16 protein-coding genes, 1 pseudogene and 1 riboswitch are annotated in these 20,539 nt (G+C 63.7%); of the genes and pseudogenes, 5 read left to right on the plus strand and 12 right to left on the minus strand.

Going from position 1 to position 20,539, the window contains the following annotated elements; genetic code table 11:
• Nucleotides 1-113: 113 nt before the first annotated feature.
• A pseudogene (locus tag NLY44_RS32940) lies at nucleotides 114-1,116 on the minus strand (hypothetical protein).
• A 199-nt stretch (nucleotides 1,117-1,315) separates the two neighbouring features.
• A riboswitch (glycine riboswitch) is annotated at nucleotides 1,316-1,402 on the plus strand.
• 149 nt (nucleotides 1,403-1,551) lie between these two features.
• Here NLY44_RS32940 and gcvT point away from each other — a divergent pair.
• The 3 genes from gcvT to gcvP are packed head-to-tail and all read left to right on the plus strand — an operon-like array spanning nucleotide 1,552 to nucleotide 5,854.
• The gene (gene gcvT, locus NLY44_RS09490; protein WP_023688298.1) at nucleotides 1,552-2,652 is read left to right on the plus strand and encodes a glycine cleavage system aminomethyltransferase GcvT; all 1,101 of its coding nucleotides are present in this window, start codon (nucleotides 1,552-1,554) and stop codon (nucleotides 2,650-2,652) included.
• Between the two features lie 5 nt (nucleotides 2,653-2,657).
• Entirely contained in the window at nucleotides 2,658-3,026 is a 369-nt protein-coding gene (gcvH, locus tag NLY44_RS09495) for a glycine cleavage system protein GcvH (RefSeq protein ID WP_023681591.1), read from the plus strand.
• Between the two features lie 17 nt (nucleotides 3,027-3,043).
• Nucleotides 3,044-5,854: an aminomethyl-transferring glycine dehydrogenase gene (gcvP, locus tag NLY44_RS09500; protein WP_023805313.1), complete on the plus strand. Its 2,811-nt coding sequence runs from the start codon at nucleotides 3,044-3,046 to the stop codon at nucleotides 5,852-5,854.
• A gap of 11 nt (nucleotides 5,855-5,865) precedes the next feature.
• Here the strand turns inward: gcvP and NLY44_RS09505 are convergent, their stop codons facing one another.
• The 11 genes from NLY44_RS09505 to cpaB all read right to left on the minus strand — a co-directional run bounded on the left by NLY44_RS09505 (nucleotide 5,866) and on the right by cpaB (nucleotide 16,052).
• Nucleotides 5,866-6,732: a GGDEF domain-containing protein gene (locus tag NLY44_RS09505; RefSeq protein WP_245263784.1), complete on the minus strand. Its 867-nt coding sequence runs from the start codon at nucleotides 6,730-6,732 to the stop codon at nucleotides 5,866-5,868.
• Nucleotides 6,711-7,034 carry a hypothetical protein gene (locus NLY44_RS09510; RefSeq protein WP_245263786.1) on the minus strand — a complete coding sequence of 108 codons (324 nt, stop codon included), beginning with the start codon at nucleotides 7,032-7,034 and terminating at the stop codon, nucleotides 6,711-6,713. Before NLY44_RS09510 ends, NLY44_RS09505 begins: the two co-directional genes overlap by 22 nt.
• 161 nt (nucleotides 7,035-7,195) lie before the next feature.
• Nucleotides 7,196-7,642, minus strand: coding sequence for a hypothetical protein (locus tag NLY44_RS09515; RefSeq protein ID WP_245261158.1), 447 nt, complete (start codon nucleotides 7,640-7,642; stop codon nucleotides 7,196-7,198).
• A 157-nt stretch (nucleotides 7,643-7,799) separates the two neighbouring features.
• Nucleotides 7,800-8,852: a PA3715 family protein gene (locus tag NLY44_RS09520; protein WP_245261854.1), complete on the minus strand. Its 1,053-nt coding sequence runs from the start codon at nucleotides 8,850-8,852 to the stop codon at nucleotides 7,800-7,802.
• Nucleotides 8,783-9,748, minus strand: a complete 966-nt coding sequence (locus NLY44_RS09525) for a type II secretion system F family protein (RefSeq protein WP_023805314.1) — start codon at nucleotides 9,746-9,748, stop codon at nucleotides 8,783-8,785. The genes NLY44_RS09520 and NLY44_RS09525 overlap by 70 nt, the downstream gene beginning before the upstream one ends.
• A 1-nt stretch (nucleotide 9,749) precedes the next feature.
• Nucleotides 9,750-10,715 carry a type II secretion system F family protein gene (locus tag NLY44_RS09530; RefSeq protein ID WP_023688292.1) on the minus strand — a complete coding sequence of 322 codons (966 nt, stop codon included), beginning with the start codon at nucleotides 10,713-10,715 and terminating at the stop codon, nucleotides 9,750-9,752.
• A gap of 4 nt (nucleotides 10,716-10,719) precedes the next feature.
• The gene (locus tag NLY44_RS09535; protein ID WP_023667600.1) at nucleotides 10,720-12,141 is read right to left on the minus strand and encodes a TadA family conjugal transfer-associated ATPase; all 1,422 of its coding nucleotides are present in this window, start codon (nucleotides 12,139-12,141) and stop codon (nucleotides 10,720-10,722) included.
• Nucleotides 12,138-13,352, minus strand: a complete 1,215-nt coding sequence (locus tag NLY44_RS09540; protein ID WP_023667601.1) for a CpaE/TadZ family protein — start codon at nucleotides 13,350-13,352, stop codon at nucleotides 12,138-12,140. The genes NLY44_RS09535 and NLY44_RS09540 overlap by 4 nt, the downstream gene beginning before the upstream one ends.
• 44 nt (nucleotides 13,353-13,396) lie before the next feature.
• A complete protein-coding gene (locus NLY44_RS09545) occupies nucleotides 13,397-13,663 on the minus strand; it encodes a hypothetical protein (RefSeq protein ID WP_023667602.1) in 267 nt (88 codons plus the stop codon).
• Nucleotides 13,664-13,667: 4 nt separating this feature from the next.
• Nucleotides 13,668-15,068, minus strand: coding sequence for a type II and III secretion system protein family protein (locus NLY44_RS09550; protein ID WP_460221739.1), 1,401 nt, complete (start codon nucleotides 15,066-15,068; stop codon nucleotides 13,668-13,670).
• A gap of 78 nt (nucleotides 15,069-15,146) precedes the next feature.
• Nucleotides 15,147-16,052, minus strand: coding sequence for a Flp pilus assembly protein CpaB (gene cpaB, locus NLY44_RS09555; RefSeq protein WP_023688289.1), 906 nt, complete (start codon nucleotides 16,050-16,052; stop codon nucleotides 15,147-15,149).
• A 256-nt stretch (nucleotides 16,053-16,308) separates the two neighbouring features.
• On the opposite strand from cpaB, the gene parE reads away from it, so the two are divergent.
• Nucleotides 16,309-18,363: a DNA topoisomerase IV subunit B gene (parE, locus tag NLY44_RS09560; protein WP_023805316.1), complete on the plus strand. Its 2,055-nt coding sequence runs from the start codon at nucleotides 16,309-16,311 to the stop codon at nucleotides 18,361-18,363.
• Between the two features lie 102 nt (nucleotides 18,364-18,465).
• Complete coding sequence (locus NLY44_RS09565) at nucleotides 18,466-20,535, plus strand: FUSC family protein (RefSeq protein ID WP_023805317.1); 2,070 nt, start codon at nucleotides 18,466-18,468, stop codon at nucleotides 20,533-20,535.
• Nucleotides 20,536-20,539 lie beyond the last annotated feature (4 nt).

Raw genomic sequence — 20,539 nt, forward strand, 5'->3', positions numbered from 1 at the left:
CGAACCGAGCTTGCCTGAGGAAGCCGGTTTCGAGCGAGTGGCCGAACTTGGCGATTGGCCTGAAGACACTCCAATATCGTCCTCTGCAAAACGGTCGCAGAAAACGGCGCGGCTTAAGCAACCTTGTCGAGCAGCGGCTTGAGCGCCGGATGTATCTCGGGCGAGGCGAGTTTGATCAGCGTCAGCAGCGCGCGTTCATTGTCACGCAGCGGGCGGTCGGTGCCGATGCGATCGGCCAGCCATTTCGCCTCGCTGGCTTCGATCGTCTCGGCGCGGCGCGCGAGTGCCTCGGCGGCACGGTTCTTCGACTCCCATTCGGCCTCGATATCGCCGGGCGAACGATAGGCTTCCATGATGCCGGCCAGTCCGCCCGACACCATGCGGCTGAAGAAGCCACCAATTTCGGGCTCGGCCTGGTCCAAGAAACTGTCACGACGCAGCGCCACATCGCGCGTCGGCGCTTCGTAGCCGGCCGAACACATGACGAAATTGGCGAGCGCCTTGACGAACAGGTCGTTCCAGGACGGGTCGTTGTGGGCCGCTGCGGTCTGCTCGTTGATCTGGAACAGCACCTCGGCCTCTACCCGTGTGATGGCAATGTTGCCGTCGCCGCCATAGGCATGGAGAATGCGGCGCAACAGATCGACCTCTGCCTTGGCGACCAGCCCGGGAACCAGCGCGCCGCCGAGCATCAGTGGTCCCTTGCCGTCGACCCACCGCGTTGGCGACCTGCTCGAGCGCATAGGCGGAGAGCCGGCCGGGCGATGATTTCGCCCTTTCCAGCACATGCACCAGCAGCTCCAGTTCGGTCACACTGTCGACCATTCCGTCGCGCGAGATGGTCTGGATCAGCCAACCGGCATTGTCTTCAGAGATATAGCCTGCCGGCTTTTCCTGGTAGACGATGTAGTCGGTAACGGCCTCGACGAAGAATTCAGGCCATTGCGGGCATTTGTCCGTCGCTGTCGCATCGAGCGCGAACAGTGCTTCAGCCTCGCCGCGCGTCACCACGCCGTCAGCGAACACTTCGCGACGCAGCATGACGACATCTTCCGCCGTGATGCGGTCCTTGGAGGCCAGCCCCGCCACCGGCGCGCTCCCGATCCGTTCGCCCATCTGTCAATCCCCATCCGCCGTGCCCAACGCAATTGCCGGCCAAACCGTCAGCCCAGAATATCGCCATTGTCTTGAAAAACCGGCAAACGGCGTGGTTAGCGAAGACTGTAAAGACGACGCGCTTTACGTGTCGCTGGCAGGTGACAAGGTGTCGCCGACAAGCTATGGATGGCGCGTCGAGGGCTTAAGTTTTGAGTCCTACCTGTTTGCGGGAGAGAGCAGCGCGAGCTGTCGCCGAAGGGGAAATCGCCCGAAATCTCTCAGGCAAAAGAACCGTAGACGGGAAAGACACTCTGGAAAGTCGGGGCTTGCCCCCGCGCCGAAGGTGTAAGCGTCGCCGACAGAGTTCCGGTTGCGCGAGTCTCTCAGGCTTCAGACAGAGGGGCACGGACTGGTCGCCAGCAGCGGCCGATTGCGTGCGACTCTGGAGATGACATGACGGGCGACGACACCAAACACCTTCCTCTCGAAGATCTGCACACCGCCGCCGGCGCACGCTTTGGCGCCTTTGCGGGCTGGTCGATGCCGCTGACCTATCCGGCCGGCGTGATGAAGGAGCACCTTCACACCCGCGAACATGCCGGCCTGTTCGACATTTCGCATATGAAGCTGTTCGCTGTCAGCGGACCGGGCGCTGCGGCACTGCTCAACCGCGCCAGTCCGCTCGATGCCGGCGCGCTTGAGATTTCACAGTCCAAATATAGTTTCTTCCTCAACGAGGCCGCCGGGATCATCGACGATCTGATCGTCACCCGGCTCGGCGCCGAGCGCTTCATGGTGGTCGCCAACGCCGGAAATGCGGTCGAGGACGAGAAGCATTTGCGTGCGCTGGCCGCGGACTTCGACGTCAAAGTCGATGCGCTCGACCGCGTCTTCCTGGCGATCCAGGGGCCGGAAGCCTGGGCTGCCTTGTCCCGCGCCGGCATCGAGACCGGCTCACTCTTGTTCATGCATGGCATCGAGCCGAAGCAAAACTGGTTCATGAGCCGCTCCGGCTACACCGGCGAGGACGGCTTCGAGATCGGCCTGCCGGAGGCGGATGCGCGCGCTCTGGTCACGAAACTGCTCGAGGACGAGCGTGTGTTGTGGATCGGCCTTGCTGCCCGCGACTCGCTGCGGTTGGAGGCCGGCCTGTGCCTGCACGGCCAGGACATCACGCCGGAGATCGATCCGGCGAGTGCCGGCCTGATGTGGGCGATCCCCAAAGATCTCCGCGCCGGCGGGTCCTTCATCGGCGCCGATGCGCTGCGGTCCATCCTGGAGCGCGGGCCGTCGCAAAAGCGCGTCGGCCTGAAGCCGGACGGCCGCCAGCCGGTGCGCGCCGGCGCTGCTTTGTTCGATGCCGACGGCGATCCGACCGGCTACGTGACATCAGGCGGCTTCGGCCCGTCGGCCGGCCATCCCGTCGCCATGGGCTATGTGTCAACGGCCTTGGCCAAGCCGGGCACGAAACTGTTCGCCGACGTTCGCGGGACGAAAATCCCGGTCGATATCAGTTCCTTGCCCTTCACTCCTCATCGCTACCGCAAAGGATAATTCCGATGGCAAAAACCTATTTCACACAAGATCACGAATGGCTGAGCGTCGAGGGAGGCATCGCCACCGTCGGGATAACCGACTATGCGCAGGAACAGCTTGGCGATCTCGTCTTCGTCGAACTGCCTCAAATCGGCACCAAACTCAGTAAGGGCGACACCGCCGTGGTCGTCGAATCCGTCAAGGCGGCATCCGATGTTTATGCGCCGGTTGATGGCGAGATCACCGACGCCAACGGCGCGCTGTCCTCGGACCCGTCGCTGGTCAACTCCGCTGCGACCGGCGACGGCTGGCTGTGGAAGATGAAGCTCGCCGACGAAGGCCAACTCGCAGGCCTCATGAATGAGGCCGCCTACAAAGCCCATATCGGTTGACATCAGGACCTATTGCCATGAGCGCAGCACTTACCCCCTTCTCGGCCCGCCACATCGGTCCTGATGTAAACGACGTCAGAGCCATGCTTGCCGTGATCGGCGTTCCCTCCGTCGAGACGCTGATCAGCCAGGCCGTGCCGCAGTCGATCCGCCTCGATCTGCCGCTAGCCCTTCCCGCGCCGGCGAGCGAAGCCGAAGCGCTGGCCGAATTGTCGGCGATCATGGCAAAAAACAGGGTGCTGAAGAGCTTCATCGGCGCCGGCTATCACGGCGTCCATGTGCCGCCGGTCATCCAGCGCAACCTGTTCGAGAACCCGGCCTGGTACACCGCCTATACGCCCTACCAGGCCGAGATCAGCCAGGGCCGCCTGGAAATGCTGTTCAACTTCCAGACCTTGGTCACCGAATTGACCGGCCTGCCGGTGGCTTCGGCCTCCCTGCTCGACGAAGCGACGGCGGTGGCCGAAGCGGTCGGCATCGCGCTGCGCCATCACCGCGACAAGCGCACCAAGGTGGCGCTGGCCGGCACGCCGCATCCGCAGACGCTGGACGTCGTGCGCACCCGGGCCGAGCCGCTCGGCATCGAGATCGATGGCGAGACCATCGACGACAACACCGCCGCCCTGCTGGTCTCCTGGCCGGACACGTTTGGCGTCTATGGCGACCACAAGGCGGCGATCGAGAAGGCTCGCGCCACCGGCGCCGTGGTCGTCTTCATCGCCGATCCGCTTGCGCTCACGCTGACCGAAGCGCCGGCCAGGCTTGGCGCCGACATCGCCGTCGGCCCGATGCAGCGCTTTGGCGTGCCGATGGGCTTTGGCGGCCCGCACGCCGCCTATTGCGCCGTCTCCGACAAGCTGACCCGGCTGATGCCCGGCCGCCTCGTCGGCCAGTCGATCGACAGCAAGGGCCGGCCCGGCTATCGCCTCGCCCTGCAGACGCGCGAACAGCATATCCGCCGCGACAAGGCGACCTCCAACATCTGCACCGCGCAGGCGCTGCTTGCCAACATGGCGACCGCATACGCGATCTGGCACGGGCCTACTGGTTTGCAGGCGATCGCAGCCCGAATTCATGAGCTCGCCAACGGCCTCGCAGCAGGCCTGAAAACCGCTGGTGTTTCCGTGCTCGGCTCAAGCCGTTTCGACACGGTGACGGCCGAAGTGAAGGGCAAGGCAGCTTCGATCGCCGCTGCCGCTGAAAAAGGTGGCCGGCTGCTGCGCGTCATCGATGCCGACCGCATCAGCATCGCCTTCGACGAAACCTCGACCGAGGCGGATCTCGAGGCTATCGCCGCCCTGTTCGGCGCCAAGTCCGGCGCTACTGAGGCCGGCGCGATGCCCGGCAAGCCGCGCGGCAAGGAGTTTCTGACCCAGCCGGTTTTCCGCGAAAACCACTCCGAGACCGACATGATGCGCCTGCTGCGCAGGCTAGCCGACAAGGATTTGGCGCTCGACCGCACCATGATCCCGTTGGGCTCCTGCACCATGAAGCTCAACGCGGCGGCCGAAATGATGCCGGTCAGCTGGCCTGTTGTCGCCAACCTCCATCCCTTCGCGCCGGCCAGCCATTCGGCCGGCTATCGCGCCATGGTCGGCGAGCTGGAAGGCTGGCTGGCGGAGATCACCGGCTTCGACGCCGTCAGCCTGCAGCCCAATGCCGGCAGCCAAGGCGAATATGCCGGCCTGCTCGCCATCCGCGCCTATCACCGTTCGCGTGGCGACGGCCATCGCACCATCTGCCTGATCCCCCAGTCCGCGCATGGCACCAATCCGGCGAGTGCGGCGATGGCCGGCATGAGCGTCGTCGTCGTGCGTTGCCTGGAGGACGGCAATATCGACATGGACGATATGCGGGCCAAGGCCAACGAGCATTCGAAGAATCTCGCAGCCCTGATGTTCACCTATCCCTCGACGCACGGCGTCTACGAGGAAGGCGCGCGCCACCTGTGCGCTCTCGTTCACGAGCATGGCGGCCAGGTCTATTTCGACGGCGCCAACCTTAACGCCCTGGTTGCTTTGGCGCGGCCCGCCGATATCGGCGCCGATGTCTGCCACATGAACCTGCACAAGACCTTCTGCATCCCGCATGGCGGCGGCGGTCCGGGCGTCGGTCCGATCGGCGTCAGGGCGCATCTGAAACCCTATCTGCCGGGTCATGTCACCGAAGGTTCGGCGCATGCCGTGTCCGCTGCCCCGTTCGGCAGCGCTTCCATCCTGCCGATCACCTGGATGTACATCCGCATGATGGGCGCCGCCGGCCTGAAGCAGGCGACGGAGACGGCGATCATCTCGGCCAATTATGTGGCGACGCGGCTCGCGCCGCACTTCCCGCTTCTCTACAAGGGCAGGCACGATCGCATCGCGCATGAATGCATCCTCGACACGCGCGTCCTCAAGGAGAGCGCCGGCATCAGCGTCGATGATATCGCCAAGCGGCTGATCGACTACGGCTTTCACGCGCCGACCATGTCGTTCCCTGTCGCCGGCACGCTGATGGTCGAGCCCACAGAGTCCGAGCCCAAGCGCGAACTCGACCGGTTCTGCGAGGCGATGATTGCCATCGCCGGCGAGGCAGCGAAAGTGGCGAAGGGCGAATGGCCGCTCGAGGACAACCCGCTGGTCAATGCCCCGCACACGGCGGCCGAAACCCTTGCCGGCCAGTGGACTCACCCCTATTCGCGGCTGGAAGCGGCCTACCCCGCTGGCGATGTCGATACGGCGGCCAAATACTGGCCGCCGGTCTCGCGCATCGACAATGTCGCCGGCGACCGCAACCTCGTCTGCTCCTGCCCGCCGCTGTCGGAATATCTCGGCGCCGCCGAATAAAGCTTAGCCGATCAAGCTGAACGCAAGGCCGGCCCATCGGCCTTGCTTACCCGGTTCAGAACAAGCACGCGGTTCCGCCCCGCGTGCTTGGCCGCGTAAAGCGCTTTGTCGGCCTCGGCCAGGACGTCCTCGAGGCTGCTGCCGTCCTCCTTGCCAAAGCCAATGCCGCCGCTGACGCTGCTGCGCAACGGCCCACGCGGCGTGGGCACCACTTCCGTGCCGAAGGCTACGCCGATCCTGCTGGCGAGATCGTAGGCCTTGTCTTCGGTCATCCGAGACATGACCAACGCGAACTCCTCGCCGCCCAGCCGGAAGGCGTCGACGCCAACCCTGTCATACTTCTTGATGACTGCGGCGAAACGGCAAAGCACCCGGTCGCCGACGGGATGGCCATAGATGTCGTTGGTCCGCTTGAAGTGGTCGAGGTCGAACATGGCGACCGACATGAACGGGCCGAAGACGCGCTCGCCATAAAGCGAGTTCAAAGCCCGCCGGTTCATGAGACCGGTCAACGGGTCGGTCAAGGTCTCGGCCTTCAGTTCGATCTGTGCCTGCAGATGATGCAGCGACAGCGTCAGCGCGCCGAGCGCCGTCATGCAGGCGACTGCCACGACCGAATTCAACCGCTCGGCCCAATTGTCGGGTGCGACGCCGAGCACCCACTGGCCCTTGACCAGAAGCACGGCGCCGCAGAGCCCGAAGGATATGCCGCAGACGCCGCTTAGCGCCGAAACGACCAGCAGAATGCCGCGATCCTGACCGCCCTTGATCCAGAACATCACCCCGATCGAGGCGAGCAGCACTGTTACCGTCGTGTAGGTGAGGATGAAGCCGAAACCATCGAAACCGAGATAGGTCACGCCGGCGCAGACAGCCATCGCAAGCAGGGCCGGCAGGAAGCGCGACTGTAGTTGCGCACACCGAGATATTGCATGGCCGAAAGTGAAAGCGCCAGGAAACCGAGGCTGAGCAGCGCCAACGCTGCCTGACAAAGCAACGGACTGGGCTCCCTCGTGTAGCGCCAGAAGACGATGACGTGGGCGACAAGGACGAGAATGCCGCACGCCACCGTCAGCACGAAGCGTGCACGCGGCGCCGTGAACCAGATCACAAACATGGTGACGCTCAGGCATGTGCCCGACAGCGCAGCCGCCAGCAATAGCGAACTGAAATCCAGCATGGATGAGGGGCAACCTTTGGGATCTTCGATTTGTGGCGCATCATAGGCATGCAACCGGCCGGAGATACCGTTTTCGGCCGGTTTTCAAAGCAACCTGCCGACAGGGTTTACAAAGCGTCGACTGCCGTCCCGCGAAGCTCGGCACGCGAGTGTCCCTAGTCTCAGCCCTTGTTGAGCAGCGCCAGATTGGCGTTGATCACGCTCGGGTCGGCCATGCCGGCCCTTGCTTCCATGAGCAGCGCTCTCGCCTTGTTCTTGTTGCCGCGCAGCAGCTGCGAATAGCCCATATTGTTGACAATCTGCGGCTTGCGCCCGGCAACCTTCAAAAGCTGGTCGTAGGCGCGGTCGGCGAAGTCGAAGCGGCCGAGTTCGTCATAGGAGGCGGCAAGCCCCATCCATCCCTCGGCACTGTCGGCCTTCAGTTCCACGGCCTTGCGGAAATGCTGTTCGGCAAGGCCGTAATTGGCCTCGCGGAACTGCGCCTTGCCTTGCGCAAGGTCGGAGGTGCTGACGTCTTTTGCCACCGGTTGGATCGATGTGGTCTTGGTTTTGTCGACGTTGTCGGTCGTGCAGCCGCCGACCATCAAGACGGCCGCTAGCGCGGCCATTACCGTGAAACTTCTGTGACGCATGCCCCTGGCCCCAATCGCCCGATTTACCGGGTCGTTCTCTGAGGAAGCAGACTACAACAGGGCGATTAAACTTCAGTGCGGAAACGCGCCTAAAATTTGGTTTCGGGCACAGAAGCCATTAACCAACCGAAGCCTATTCCGGCTCCAGCGCCTTGAGCCCCGCCGGAAACTGATAGCGCCTGCCGTCGTAGCGCAGCCGGTAGGTTCGTTTCATGGACCTGCCGGGATGGGACTGGCACTCGCCATTCTTGTCGACAGACGGATTGTCGGTGTCCAACCGCTCGAACACTGTGATGTCGTGATAGCCGTGATGTCTCGCCGGGCTCATCGCCAGGCTGACCCGGTTGGATTGAAAGGATCCTGCGCAATTGGTGTCGCCTTCGCCGCCAAAGCCGGCCACGATGATGCCGTCGAGCACCAGGCGCAGAGCACCGCCGTCAAGGGCATAGAGCCGCAGGTCGGTTTCACTGTAAGGATTCGGCTGCGAATGGTTTGCCATGTCGATGCGCAGGCCGAAGGCGCTGACATCGGGCGCCAATCTGTAGCGCCCGGTATCGAAGTCGATCTCGCGGATGCCGACGGCATCATCGGTCATCAGCCCGGGCTGGAGCAGGCGCTGGCGCACCTGCCGGGTCTTCCTGTCGACGACCAGAAGCTCGACATCGCCGAAATGCCCGTCGTCGCTGGATTGGGAGCTGTCGATCAGCGGCACGGCGACCAACAACAGGTCGTCATGGGCGGGCCAGATCTTGCAGACCACGCCGAATGGCGCATCGCCATCCCAAAGCGTCTGGGCGATGCTGGTATGAGGTTCGAGCGTGAAGGAGGCGCCATCGGCACTCTTTTGGGCCTTGGGATATGCCTGCTGCACCAGAGCGGCAGAGTCGCCGCAATCGTCGGCCGCGGCCGAGGCCGGCGACAGACTGGCCGCGGCGAGGCCGAGGAAGGCGGTGCACAAGACTATTCGCATGGACGGCTCACTCATTTTGCTTTTTGCGGACTTTGCCGAAGGAGAGCGGCCAAACCGGCCGGATATGACATCCAGGCGAAGCGTAGTTGAAGTGAGTAACCGCAGAAAGCCGCCGGGCGGCCACTTGGTATCTACTGCCTTGGTATCTACTGAACCGCCGTCATTTTGACGATGATCGGGATGACGGCGATCATCAGCACCACCGGCAGGATGCACACCACCACCGGCACCGACATCTTGGCCGGCAAGGCATGTGCCTTCTCCTCGGCCAACGACATGCGCTTGTGGCGCATTTCGTCAGAGAACACGCGCAGCGCCCCGGCGAGGCTGGTGCCGAGTTCCTTCGACTGCTGCAAGAGCGTGGCGAAGGAGCGCACCTCGTCCAGGCTGAGGCGGTCGGCGAGCGCCTTCAATGCATCGTCGAGGCTGCGGCCGGCCCTGAGTTCCAGCGACACCAGCTGCAGGTTTTGGCTCAGCGACGGATAGGTCTTGGCCAGTTCCTTCGAGACGCGCTCGATGCCGGCCTCCATGCTCATGCCGGCATCGGAGCAGACGATCATCAAATCCATGAAGTCGGGAAAGCCGTTGCGGTATTCGCGCATCTTTTCCCGCACCTTTTGGCTGAGCACCAGGCCGGGCACGAAATAGCCGGCGGCTCCCGACAGGATGATGAAGGTCCAGCGGCTGGTCGCGGTGGAATCGGCGCTGCCCATCCAATGGTTGACCAGGAACGCGCCGATCGCTGCGCCCACCAGGCAGGCGAAGCGGATCAGGAAGAATGTGCCGACCGCGCGCGGCTCCATATAGCCCGCCTGGATCAGCTTCATACGCAGCCGGGCGACATTTTCCGGATCGCTCTTGGCGTAGAATTCCTGCGCCCGCTTCACCGCCTTCTCGCGCACGACGCTCTGGTTCTTCTTCGGCGCCACCTCGGCCTGTTGGGGAGTCTTGCTGTCGTCGATCTTGAGCCGGCGCTTGAGATCGTTGCGGTCGCCTTTGGCCACCACCAGCGGCCATGCCACCGCGCTGCCGCCCAATGCCAGCAGCATCGCGGCTGCCGGCATCAGCGACGTCGGCGCCAGCGAGGCAAGAAACTGGATCACCTGCTCCATCTCAGAACCGGAAGTTCGACATCTTGAACATGATGATGTTGCCCAGCATCAGCCATGTCACCGAACCGCCCAGCAGATACCAGGTCTTCGGCACATCCCAGACGCTTTGATAAAATTGCGGCATCATCACCATGATGGCGGCGAACAGCAGCGCCGGCACCGCCGTCAGGATATAGGCCGACATACGACCCTCGGTCGAAATGGCGCGCACCTTGCGGCGCAGCTTGCCGCGTTCGCGGATCGTCGTCGACAGCCCGTCGAGGATCTCGCGCAGATTGCCGCCCGAACTCGTCTGGATGGAAACCGCGGTGACGAACAGCGGCAGATCCTCCTGGCCGACGCGATCAAACAGTGAATTCAACGCCGAAACCAGGTCGGAACCATAAGTCACCTCGTCGGAGATAACGCCGAATTCGGTGCCGATCGGATCGGGCATCTCGCGCGAGACCATGGAGATCGCCACCGGAACCGGATGCCCGGCCTTCAAGCCGCGCGTGATCAATTCCAGCGCCTCCGGCAACTGCACGCCGAAACGCTTCACCCGCCGGGCACGCTTGGAACGCAGCACAATTACCGGCAGCAGCGCTGTCAGCACCACAAACAGCAAAATGGCGAGCAACAGCGGCAGGCCGTACCAGAGCGCGACGAGCATCATCGCCAGCGCCACGCCCGTCGTCATCGTCAGGAATTTCGGCAAGGGCATCACCATGCCAGACTGCGTGCGCAGCGCGCGAAAACGGTCGGGCGAGAAGAATGACGTGCCGGAATCGAGGCCGCGTTCCTTGCGCAGCTGGATCAGCACCTGTTCCTGGCTGATCTTGTTTTCCTGCAGCTTCATGCGCCGGTTGATAGCCAGGCGCTTGTCGCTGCGGCCGGCATAGAGCAGATAGCAGCCTTCGGCGATCATGATGCCGGTCAGCGCTGCCGCGGCATAAACGACATAGATCGGGCTGAAATTCTCGAACACCCGGCTACTCCTGCGGCCGGCCGGGTTCGAAATATTTGCCGGGGAATTCAATGCCCATATTGCGCAGGTCCTCGAGGAAACGCGGGCGAATGCCGGTCGCCTCGTAGTGACCGAGGATCTTGCCGTCGGCCTCCATGCCAGTGCGCACGAAGCGGAATATCTCCTGCATCTGGATGACGTCCCCTTCCATGCCGGTCACCTCGGCGACGCTGGTCACCTTGCGCTTGCCGTCCGACAGTCGCGTCAGCTGGACGATAAGGTCGAGCGCGCTGGCGATCTGACTGCGGATCGACTGCACCGTCATCGGCATGCCGGTCATGCCCAGCATCTGCTCGAGGCGTGAAATGGCGTCGCGCGGCGTGTTGGCGTGGATGGTCGCCATCGAGCCTTCATGTCCGGTGTTCATCGCCTGCAGCATGTCGAAGGCCTCCTCGCCGCGGCACTCGCCGAGGATGACGCGGTCGGGGCGCATGCGCAGCGCGTTCTTGACCAGGTCGCGCTGCTTCAGCTCGCCATGACCTTCGATGTTGGCGGGGCGCGTTTCCATGCGCGCGACATGCGGCTGCTGCAGCTGCAGTTCGGCCGCGTCCTCGATGGTGATCAGCCGTTCGTCTTCCGGAATGAAGGCCGACAATGCGTTGAGCATCGTCGTCTTGCCGGTGCCGGTACCGCCCGAGATGATGGTCGTTTTGCGGGCGTGGACTGCAGCCGCCAGCACCTCGGCCATGTTCTGGGTGATGGCGCCGAACTCGACCAGCTTGTGCAGGCCGAGCTTGTTCTTTGAAAACTTGCGGATCGACACCAGCGGCCCGTCGACGGCGACCGGGCGAATGGCGGCGTTGAAGCGCGAGCCGTCGAGCATGCGGGCATCGACCATCGGTTGCGATTCGTCGACCCGGCGGCCGACGGCGGCGACGATCTTGTTGACGATGCGCAACAGGTGCGCCTCGTCCTTGAACGGGATATGGACCTGCTGCAGCTTGCCCCGCTTTTCGACGAAGCAGTTCTGGTGGCCGTTGATCAGGATATCGTTGATGTCGGGATCCTTGAGCAGCGGTTCCAGCGGCCCGAGGCCGACCATCTCATCGACGATGTCGTCGACCAGTGCTTCAAGTTCGACGGTGTTGATCGCCATACGCTCCTGGCGGGTCTTTTCCGACACGAACTCCTGCACCTGCCGGCGCATCTCATCCTTGGGCAGGCGCTCCAGCGCGACCAGGTTGATTTCCTCGAGCAGCAGCCGGTGGATGCGCACGCGGGCATCGAGCACCTTGTTGGCGCTTTTTCCCGGTGTTGTCTCCGGCTTCGGCGGCAAGGCCTTGCGGTTCGTCGGGATGACCACGGCGTGATGCGCGACCGGCGCCGCCTCGGCCGGCTTCAGCGCGCGGACGTCACGGTTCTGCAGGGTCGAGAAGCGGCTGGTCATCCGGCTTTCCTCTTCAGGAGGCCCCTGCCGATGCCGAACAGCGAGCGCGATTTCTCCGGCGTCACCACGGCTTCTTCCGGCAGGATGATCCTCTTCAGATCGTTGACGACGTTGGCGTTCGGGTCGATCTCATGCAGCGGCACGCCGCGGTCGACCGCTTCACGCACAAGCCGGTAATTGTTGGAGATGCCGCCGACGAAATGCTCGCCCAGGATTTCCTGGACATCCGCCTGCTTGATGCCGTTGTCGAACATCTTCTGCTCGAAACGATTGACGATGACGTTCGGCTTCACTTCCTTGCCGGCCGTCTCGTAGACCGCCTGGATCAGCCGCTGCGTGTGGCGCAGGCATGGCACCGTCATTTCGGCGACGATGTAGAGCTTGTTGGAGCCGAGCAGCACCGTCTCCGTCCACGGAAACCAGGTGCGCGGCATGTCGATGACGACGTTATCGAAATAGGCCGAGACGAGATCGAGCATGCGCACCACGACATCGGTCTTGAACGAGCGCATTTCCGACGGATGCGTTGGCGCCGCCAGCACGCAGAGCCCGCTCGCATGCTTGGACAGCATCACATCCAGCAGCTGACGGTCGAGGCGCTCGGGCTGGTTCTCGATTTCGGTGATGTCGAAGCGCGGCTCGAGGTCGAGATATTCGGCGCAGGCGCCTTGCTGGAAATTGAGGTCGACCACGCAGGTCGACGCGCCGCGCGTCACCGAATGATGCAGCTGGAAGGCGGTCTGCAGCGCCAGCGTCGTGGTGCCGACGCCGCCGGCGGCCGGCATGAAGGTATAGATCTGCGACTCGGTGTTTTCCTCGCGCCCCGGCCCTTGCAGCGCGCGCACGACCGACCGCACCAGATCGGCGGTGGTGATCGGCTTGACCAGGAAATCGGCGACCTGGAGCTGCACCAGGATACGCACTGCGGCTGCGTTGAATTCCTGGGTGACGACGACCACCGGAACGCGGCCTTCAAGCCGGCGCATGATGCGCTGCAGCGACTCGATCTCTTCCAGCTTTGCCGCATCCATGTCGACGATGAGCGCGCCGAAATCGGCTTCCTGGACCTCGCCGCGCAGTTCGGTAATGTTCTTCTCGACGGTCGAAAGCTGGATCACCTCCGAGGCCGCGAACGCGGTGCGCGTATCCTGCGCAAAGGTCCGGTCGCTGGACACCAGCAGGATCTTCTTGGTCTTGATGCCGCTTGCCATTTTGTCAGCCTGTCAGGTCATTCCCGGTCAAATCACCGGGCAAATCAATCGGTTGTCGCTGTCGGTTGCACGGCCTTGGCAGCAGCAGCCTGGTCGGCGGCGTTGACTGCCGCCTCACTGCGCTGCGCCGGCACCAGCAGCCTGGTGTTCTGGACGCCGTATTTCCAGGGATCGACCATCTGCATGGCCGTATTGGCGGCCTGTGCGTTGCCGGCGGCAATCGTCGGTCCCTCGGAGCGGACATAGTCGTCGCTGGTGCAGCCGCCGGCGAGGCCGGCGATCAGCAGGGCGATGCATGATTCCACGCGCATGGCTTCAATCCTTCGGCAGGTCGAGGAAATGCCCGACGGTGGTGACCGCGGCCGGCTGTGCCGTACTGCCGCTGGCCATTGCCACTGCACGATTGGCTTCGGACGATTTCACTTCCTCGGTGTTGTTGAGGAAATAGTCGACATTGCTGGCTGGCTGCGTGCCGTCGGTCGGCTCGAGCAGCTTCTTCGACGGATCGACCGGCTTGACCAGATAGGGGGTGACGATGATCACCAGATCGGTCTCGCGCCGCTGATAGGATTTGGAGGAGAACAGCGAGCCGAGCACCGGCAGCTTGCCGAGGCCGGGAAGACGCGATGTGGTAATGTCGTTCTGTGACTGCAGCAGGCCGGCGATCATGAAGCTCTGGCCATTCTTCAGGTCGACGGATGTTTTGGCGCGGCGCACGATAAAGCCCGGGACCGAGATATTGCCGATATTGTAGGAGGCCGAAGCGTCGATCGAGGACACTTCCGGCGCGATGTCGAGGCTCACCAGCCCGTCCTTGAGAACCGTCGGCGTGAAGTCGAGGCTGACGCCGTATTTCTTGTAGCTGACGGAAATCTTGCCATTGTCCTCGGAGACCGGGATCGGGAACTCGCCGCCGGCGAGGAAGCTTGCCGTCTGGCCCGAGCGGGCGATCAGGTTCGGCTCGGCCAGCCGCCTGGCGAGACCACGTTCCTCCAGCGCCTTGATGGCGACGTCGATCGACAGGCCGTTGGACAGCAGCCGGCCGATGATCTCGCCATTGCCGGCTCCCGGCACCGTGCCAGGATCGAGGGTGACGTCGCGCCCGCCAATGCCGTAAGCGAAATTGGCGCTGTATTTGGCGCCGAGATCCTGTCCGGCCTGGCGATTGATCTCGACGAAGCGGACGTTGAGCTGAACCTGCTGCGAGGACGAGATGTTGACCGAATTGATCACTTCTTCATTGCCGGAGAAGCGGCTGGCGATCTTGCTTGCCTTCTCGGCGGCGACCGCGTCATCGGCCTCGCCCGACAGCACGACGCGGCCATTGGCCGAGCCGACCTTGATCTTGGCGTCCGGCACGCTGGCGCGAATGGTGCTGGCCAGCTGGTCGGTGTCCAGCGTCACCTCGATGTCGACGGTGCCGACCAACTGCTTGTTCTCGTCGAACAGCGCGATGCCGGTGGTGCCGAGATTGTTGCCCAGCACATAGAAGGATTTGTCGGTCAGCGGATTGACGTTGGCGATCTCCGGATCGCCGATGACGATCTGGTAGAAGGCGGCATTGGTCATGACCGTCTTCGGCTTGCCCTTGGCTACCTTGATCGACGCATTCGTTGTCGACGAGACATGGACGATATCGTTGTCGGCCTTGGCTGGCGCACTGAGGCCGAGCATTGCGGCCGCGGCCAGGCAACCCCCCACCGCAAGCGCCCGCATTGGGCGCAGCCCTTTCGTAGTTCGAAATGCATGAAGTCCCGACATCTGTCCCGTCCCTCGCCCGGTCCCCACCGGCAGTTATTGCTGGTCCCGCGCAGGAACCTGGTATTCTTCGACCTGCGTGCCGCGCGTCACGATGATCGTCTTGAATTTCGGCTTCTCAGGCTCCTTGGTCGCGGCAGTGAACAGCGCGCCGGCAGCGGCCTGGACGCCGGATGCGACCGATCCGCCGAAGGACGAGATGGTGGTGACGCCGTCCTTGGCGGCCCCTCCGTCTGCGGCCGAGCGGAGCGACAGCGACAAGGTGCCGACGGTGCGGGCAAGCGCCACTTTCTGCGCGCCTTCGGTCGTCACCTCGATGGTGACGGAATTGGCGATCTGCGGTGTGGTCTGGCGCTCGTCGGCGCCCTGCCCCACGGTCAGCACCTTGGCGTCGGAGACGACAATCTCGGAGGTAACGGTCGATCCGGCGGCGCCCTGCGCGTTCTTGGCCACTTCCTGGATTTCGCCCGCATCGCGTGTCAGCACCACGTCGACCCGGTCGCCCGGCATGACGAAGCCGCCGACACCGGCGATCTCGTCGGTGCGGATTGTCACCGCCCGCATGCCGGGCGTCATCATGTTTGATAGCGTCGCGCGGCCGTTCGGCCCCGACAATTTGCTGATCAGCACCGGCTCGTTGACCTCGATCGGCGACAATACCACGCGGCTGCCTTCGGCGAGCAATGCATTGACTGTGGTGAACGCGCCCTGCGGCACCGAATCCTCGGACCATGGGATTTCGCTGAGCTGCGCCCGGTCAAGCTCCATGCCGTAACGCAGCGGCGCGTTGGCCACCACTATGGTCTTGAAGACGACCTTGGGGACGGCGGGCGCCGGGATCGACGCCGTTTTCTCTTCGGCATCGGCCTTGGCCTGGCTTTTCACCCAGAAATCCGCGGCAAAGATTGAAATCGCGCCGAAGACGGCAGCGATGCCAATCATCGTTATGGCCTTGCCCCTCACAACCAACCCCTGACATTCGTGGTCTTTTGTTTTGTTGGAGCGACGCTAGGCCGCTTTGTTAAAGATTCAGGAATCGCGGCCGCTCCGCACGGACCTATTTCCGCCGGCTTGGTTATCGAAAGGTTTTAGGATAAGAAGGGTTTAATCCCCGAACGTAACAGGAACTTCCGTCGCTTGGCGCCGAAAAGCGTGGCAGTATCGACGGGTGATTCGCGGCACGGATTCTATGGTAGGCATGGACGACAACAACGATCTTTTCGGCAATCTGGAAAAGCAGCCCCAACCGGCTCGGACACCTTCGCGCCCGGCCGACCCGCTGGTGCAGGCCACGAAGCGTCCTGCCGCGACCAAGGACGGCAGCGAGGGCTATAGTGCCGCCGACATCGAGGTGCTGGAGGGGCTGGAGCCGGTGCGGCGCCGTCCCGGCATGTATATTGGCGGCACCGACGACAAGGCGATGCACCATCTGTTTGCCGAGGTCATCGATAATTCGATGGACGAGGCGGTCGCCGGCCATGCCACCTTCATCGATGTCGAGCTGTCGGCCGACGGATTTCTGACCGTCACCGACAATGGCCGCGGCATTCCGGTCGATCCGCATCCGAAATTCAAGAAACCGGCGCTCGAAGTCATCATGACGACGCTGCATTCGGGCGGCAAGTTCGATAGCAAGGTCTATGAGACCTCCGGCGGTCTGCACGGTGTCGGCGTCTCGGTCGTCAATGCGCTGTCGGACCATCTCGAAGTCGAGGTCGCGCGCGGTCGCCAGCTTTACCGCCAAAGGTTCTCGCGCGGCGTTCCGGTGAGCGGGCTGGAGCAGCTCGGCGAAGTGCACAACCGGCGCGGCACCAAAATCCGCTTCCATCCCGACGAGCAGATTTTCGGCAAGGGCGTCGCCTTCGAGCCGGCGCGGCTCTATCGCATGACCCGCTCGAAAGCCTATCTGTTCGGCGGCGTCGAGATCCGCTGGAGCTGCGACCCATCGCTGATCAAGGAAAAGGACCAGACGCCGGCCAAGGCGGAGTTCCATTTCCCCGGCGGCTTGAAGGACTATCTCAAGGCATCGCTCGGCGATGATTTCCAGGTGACCCGCGAAATCTTCGCCGGCAAGAGCGAGAAGCAGGGCGGCCACGGTTCGCTGGAATGGGCGGTGACCTGGTTCGGCGGTGACGGCTTCGTCAACTCCTACTGCAACACCATCCCGACCGGCGAAGGCGGCACGCATGAGGCCGGCTTTCGCAATGTGCTGACGCGCGGGCTTCGGGCCTATGCCGACCTGGTCGGCAACAAGCGCGCCTCGATCGTCACCTCCGAAGACGTGATGATCTCGGCGGCAGGCATGCTGTCGGTGTTTATTCGCGAGCCGGAATTCGTCGGCCAGACCAAGGACAGGCTGGCAACGATCGAAGCCATTCGCATTGTCGAGACCGCCATCCGCGATCCCTTCGACCACTGGCTGGCCGACAATCCGCAGGAAGCCTCCAAGCTGCTGGAATGGGTGATTGCGCGCGCCGACGAGCGGGTGCGCCGGCGGCAGGAAAAGGAGGTGTCGCGCAAGAGCGCGGTGCGCAAGCTGCGCCTTCCCGGCAAGCTCGCCGACTGCACGCAGAACGCCGCCGCGGGCGCCGAACTGTTCATCGTCGAAGGCGACTCGGCCGGCGGCTCGGCCAAGCAGGCGCGCGACCGTGCGAGCCAGGCGGTGCTGCCGCTGCGCGGAAAAATCCTCAACGTCGCCAGCGCCGGCAACGACAAGCTCGCCGCCAACCAGCAGATATCGGACCTGATTCAGGCGCTCGGTTGCGGCACGCGCTCGAAATACCGCGATGAGGATTTGCGCTACGACCGCGTGATCATCATGACCGACGCCGACGTCGACGGCGCTCACATAGCCTCGCTGCTGATCACCTTCTTCTACCAGGAAATGCCGAACCTGGTGAATGGCGGCCATCTCTATCTGGCGGTGCCGCCGCTCTATTCGATCCGGCAAGGCGGCAAGGTTGCCTATGCCAGGGACGATGCGCACAAGGACGAGCTGTTGCGCACCGAATTCACCGGCCGCGCCAAGGTCGAGATCGGCCGTTTCAAGGGCCTGGGCGAGATGATGGCCGCGCAGCTCAAGGAAACCACCATGGACCCGAGGAAGCGCACGCTGCTCAGGGTCGATGTTATCGACGCCGTGGCGGCGACCAAGGATGCTGTCGACGCGCTGATGGGCACCAAGCCGGAAGCCCGCTTCCGCTTCATCCAGGAACGCGCCGAATTCGCCGCGACGGAAGTGCTGGATATCTGAGCGCCGGCCGACTCTTCGTTTTGACGCAGTTCCGGGCGGAAAACCGTTTCAAACTTTTCCTGGAATTGCTCTAGCCTGCACTTCCGATACGGAGACCAGCTTGTGATCCGGGCGCGGCTGAAGAGCTACTTCGAAACCAGTTTGGCGGGCCTGACGCAGCCGACGCGCTCGGATTGGATTTTCGCCCTGCGCACGGTTTCGGCCGGTCTGATCGCGCTTCTCGCTGCTTACGCGTTGAAACTCGACCACCCGCAATGGGCGATGATGACGGTCTTCATCGTCGCCCAGCCGGTCGCCGGCATGGTGCTGGCGAAAGGTTTTTACCGGCTGCTCGGCACGCTGGCCGGTGGACTTGCGGCGATCGGCATCACCTCGGTTTTCGGCACCAATCCCTGGCTGCTGGTCACGGCGCTATCCGTCTGGATTGGGCTGTGCACGCTGGTTTCGTCGCTGCTGCGCAATCCGGAAGCCTATGGCGCCGCACTTGCCGGCTATACCGCGATGATCATTGGGCTGCCGGCTTTCGGCCAGCCGCACGTGGTCGTCGATCTCGCTGTCGCGCGCTGCGCCGAGATCGTGCTCGGCATCGTCTGCGCCGGCCTGACCAGCCGGCTGATCCTGCCCAAGCTGGCCGCTGACGCCATCATCTCCAGGCTGAAGCGCAGCATCCTCGACCTTGCAACCTATGCAGGCGGCGCTTTTTCCGGTGGCGACCCGGCGACGCTGGCCGGTCTGCACCGCAAGCTGATCACCGACGCCCAGATGCTGGCCGAGATGCGCGCCTATGCCCGGCTCGAAGCCCCGAGCTTCGCCACCCGCGCCCATCCGGTCCGCCTAACCATCGGTCAGCTTCTCTCGGCGCTGTCGGCGGCGCGCGCGCTGCATTCGCATGCCGCGCCGAAAAACGCAGCGCTCATCCCGGTACGCTCCGAACTGCAGTCGTTGGTCAGCGAGTTGGCAGCGACGCCCGAGGCGCTGGACGACACGTCGCCCTGGGTGACGCGGCTCGACGCGATTGCCGGCAAGGCCCGGCAAATGCCCGACGCCTCGACCGATCAGGGCGACGACAGGGTCGGCACCATAACCCGCCTCACCATCGCCGCCGATTTCGCCGAAGCCTTCAAGCAGGTGCTGCGCGGCCTCGACGCCCTGCGCGCACCGGTGACGGGCCCCAGCCGGAGCAACAGGCAGCCGCCTGCGCTGGTGGTGCACCGCGATTATCCCGGGGCTTCGCGCAATGCCATACGCGCCGGCCTTGCCACGTTGGCGGTCGCCGCCTTCTGGCTGACGACGAAATGGTCCGACGCGGCCGGCACCGTCATCCTCGTTGCCGTCGTCTCCAGTCTTTTCGCCGCGCGGCCTGACCCGGTGCGGGTGTCCTGGGGCTTCTTCAAGGGAACGCTGCTGGCTTTGCCCTTTGCCTTCCTTGTCGGCCAGGTCGCGCTGCCTGCTTTGCCCGGCTTCGGCTGGTTCACGCTGTTTGTCGTGCCGATCCTGGTACCGACGGCGCTGGGCATGGCCAATCCGCGCACCGTCGGCGTGGCGACGGCCTTTGCCATCAATTTCCTCGCCTTCCTCAGCCCGCATCAGGCGATGACCTATGCCCCAGGCCCGTTTTTCGCCGGCTCGGCGTCGGTGCTGGTCGGCATCCTGCTGGCGATCGGCGTCTTCATCGTGGTGCTGCCGGTGGATCCATGGCGCGCGGCCAACCGCATCGTGCGGGCCATGCGCGAGGATCTGGCGCGGCTGTGCCTGCATGAGCGGGTGCCGCGGCGTTCGGCCTTCGAGAGCCTGGCCTATGACCGCATCAACCAGCTGATGCCGCTCTTGCAAAATGCCGGCAGGAAAGGCGATGCGATTCTGGGCGGCGGGGTCGCCGCCGTTACCGTCGGCCTTGAAATCCTGCGTCTGCGCGCCGCGCAGCAGAGGCCGTCCACTCCTTCCGACACCGCGCTCTCGATCGCCAATTTCCTGCGCGGCCTGGCGCGTGAACTGCTCTTTCGCGCACCAGGCGAGCCCCAGACGGCGACCATCACTGTGGCCCGGCAATATGCAGCCGGCCTCTCAGAGCGCAGCGGTAGTGCCGACACGCTGCAGATCGCAGCCTCGCTGCGCATCATCGCCGCCGCGATCGAGGATTTCCCGGATTTCTTCACCAGGGACCGTGGCTAGGGCG

The sequence above is a fragment of the Mesorhizobium sp. C089B genome, from assembly GCF_030323125.1.
Classification (GTDB): Bacteria; Pseudomonadota; Alphaproteobacteria; order Rhizobiales; family Rhizobiaceae; genus Mesorhizobium.

Coding starts and splice junctions, on each gene's coding strand:
- gcvT (WP_023688298.1), top strand. CDS start 1,552: ATGACGGGCGACGACACCAAACACCTTCCTCTCGAAGATCTGCACACC.
- gcvH (WP_023681591.1), top strand. CDS start 2,658: ATGGCAAAAACCTATTTCACACAAGATCACGAATGGCTGAGCGTCGAG.
- gcvP (WP_023805313.1), top strand. CDS start 3,044: ATGAGCGCAGCACTTACCCCCTTCTCGGCCCGCCACATCGGTCCTGAT.
- NLY44_RS09505 (WP_245263784.1), bottom strand. CDS start 6,732: ATGGCTGTCTGCGCCGGCGTGACCTATCTCGGTTTCGATGGTTTCGGC.
- NLY44_RS09510 (WP_245263786.1), bottom strand. CDS start 7,034: ATGCTGGATTTCAGTTCGCTATTGCTGGCGGCTGCGCTGTCGGGCACA.
- NLY44_RS09515 (WP_245261158.1), bottom strand. CDS start 7,642: ATGGCCGCGCTAGCGGCCGTCTTGATGGTCGGCGGCTGCACGACCGAC.
- NLY44_RS09525 (WP_023805314.1), bottom strand. CDS start 9,748: ATGGAGCAGGTGATCCAGTTTCTTGCCTCGCTGGCGCCGACGTCGCTG.
- NLY44_RS09535 (WP_023667600.1), bottom strand. CDS start 12,141: ATGACCAGCCGCTTCTCGACCCTGCAGAACCGTGACGTCCGCGCGCTG.
- NLY44_RS09540 (WP_023667601.1), bottom strand. CDS start 13,352: ATGGCAAGCGGCATCAAGACCAAGAAGATCCTGCTGGTGTCCAGCGAC.
- NLY44_RS09545 (WP_023667602.1), bottom strand. CDS start 13,663: ATGCGCGTGGAATCATGCATCGCCCTGCTGATCGCCGGCCTCGCCGGC.
- NLY44_RS09550 (WP_460221739.1), bottom strand. CDS start 15,068: ATGCGGGCGCTTGCGGTGGGGGGTTGCCTGGCCGCGGCCGCAATGCTC.
- cpaB (WP_023688289.1), bottom strand. CDS start 16,052: ATGATTGGCATCGCTGCCGTCTTCGGCGCGATTTCAATCTTTGCCGCG.
- parE (WP_023805316.1), top strand. CDS start 16,309: ATGGACGACAACAACGATCTTTTCGGCAATCTGGAAAAGCAGCCCCAA.